This window comes from Vibrio sp. 10N.261.51.C6, assembly GCF_041471785.1.
GTDB lineage: Bacteria > Pseudomonadota > Gammaproteobacteria > Enterobacterales > Vibrionaceae > Vibrio > Vibrio crassostreae_C.
In genome coordinates this window covers 1-1,622 of the sequence record NZ_JBFRPB010000095.1, presented here as the reverse complement: position 1 = coordinate 1,622, position 1,622 = coordinate 1, and the positions used below count along the sequence as shown (strand labels likewise).

Genomic DNA, 1,622 nt, shown 5'->3' with positions numbered 1-1,622 from the left:
TGCGCCGAGCATGGCGTTGATCTAGGAGGTGAAAGTCCTCTACGGGCTCAGTCGAGCGAGAACCGTTAGCCTATGCAAGGGTGTTCACCGTGAGGTGAAATCTGAAGGAAGCAAATGGCAAAACTTGGTTGGGACGAACAGAAATCTGATAGTAGGTCATTACAACTTGGGCAACCTAGCAATAGATAGAATAGCCCGATGCCTCGACGGGAAGTGTGTAGTGATAAATCAGGCACGGCCAAGGGAAAGAGCAACGTCTTACCTCGGGAGATCTTATTACTTGTCTCGATAGAGACTAATACAGCAGCGATGCGGTATGACGAGCAATAAGAAGTCAGCAGAAGGCATAGTACCTTAAGGAAGTACAACTTAAGGGAAGGCCCGAACTGAATATATCAAGAAGCAGTCACTAGACACTCAATCATGTGGGGTCATAGCAAGATGAAAACCATCTCTACGTCCCAATGGGCGATACAGCAAGTAAAGCTCATGGTGATGAAGAATGACAAGCATGATTGGCGTAAACAGGAGGACGAGTCTTGGTGATCTCAACGTCGTTGATGGAGCAAATCTGCTCTTCAACCAACTTGAATCAAGCTCTACGAAGAGTGAAGAAGAACAAAGGATGTGCAGGTGTCGACAAACTCGACATAGATGCGACTATCTCAACACTTCGACAGGCTTCAAATGGGCAAGCGCTTCGCCAGAGTCTTCTGGAAGGAAGCTACCAACCTCAACCGGTACTTGGTGTAGAAATCCCTAAACCTAGTGGTGGCGTAAGGCAACTAGGTATCCCAACCGTGCTTGATAGAGTTGTCCAACAGGCAATGACCTCAGTACTGTCAGATATCTATGACCCCAAGTTCTCCAATAGCAGTTACGGATTTAGACCAAACCGCAGTGCGCACCATGCATTAACGGCAGCCAGTCATTACATCCGAGAAGGTCGAGGTTATGTTGTAGATATCGACCTAGCGAAATACTTCGACACAGTGAATCACGATAGACTGATGTACAGACTGTCACAGGACATCAGTGATAAACGAGTGTTGAAGCTCATCAGGTCATATCTACAGGCAGGCATAATGCGAAACGGGATGGTTGAACAGAGACAAAGAGGGACACCACAGGGTGGACCATTATCCCCGTTGCTATCCAATATCGTATTAGATGAACTGGATAAAGAGTTAGAGCGCAGAGGGCATAAGTTCTGTCGATATGCAGACGACTGCCAAATCTACGTTCATAGTGAAGAAGCCGCTTATCGAGTTAAAGAGTCGATAACGGAGTTCTTGGAGCAAAAGCTGAAGCTCACGGTAAATCGAGAGAAAAGTGGTGCGACAAGAGTGACAGAGCGGACTTACTTAAGCCACCGCTTCGGGATAGATGGAACAATCCATCTATCGAAGGCAGCACAAACTCAAATGAAGAAGCGAGTGCGGCAGATAACGAAGCGAAACCGAGGGCGAGAGTTGCAAGCAGTCATAGCGGAACTAACTCAATACCTAAGAGGTTGGCAACACTACTTCAAACTCGCCATACGGAAAAGCAGCTTGCAGCGCTTAGACGAATGGATACGGCGACGGCTACGATGTTACCGCTTAAAACAACGCAAACGCAGA

General features: G+C 47.3%; 1 protein-coding gene. It reads left to right on the top strand.

The features are described 5' to 3' along the window. Positions 1 to 560: 560 nt before the first annotated feature. The coding region (ltrA, locus tag AB4375_RS20810; RefSeq protein ID WP_372052449.1) for a group II intron reverse transcriptase/maturase at positions 561 to 1,622 on the top strand (1,062 nt) is incomplete at its 3' end.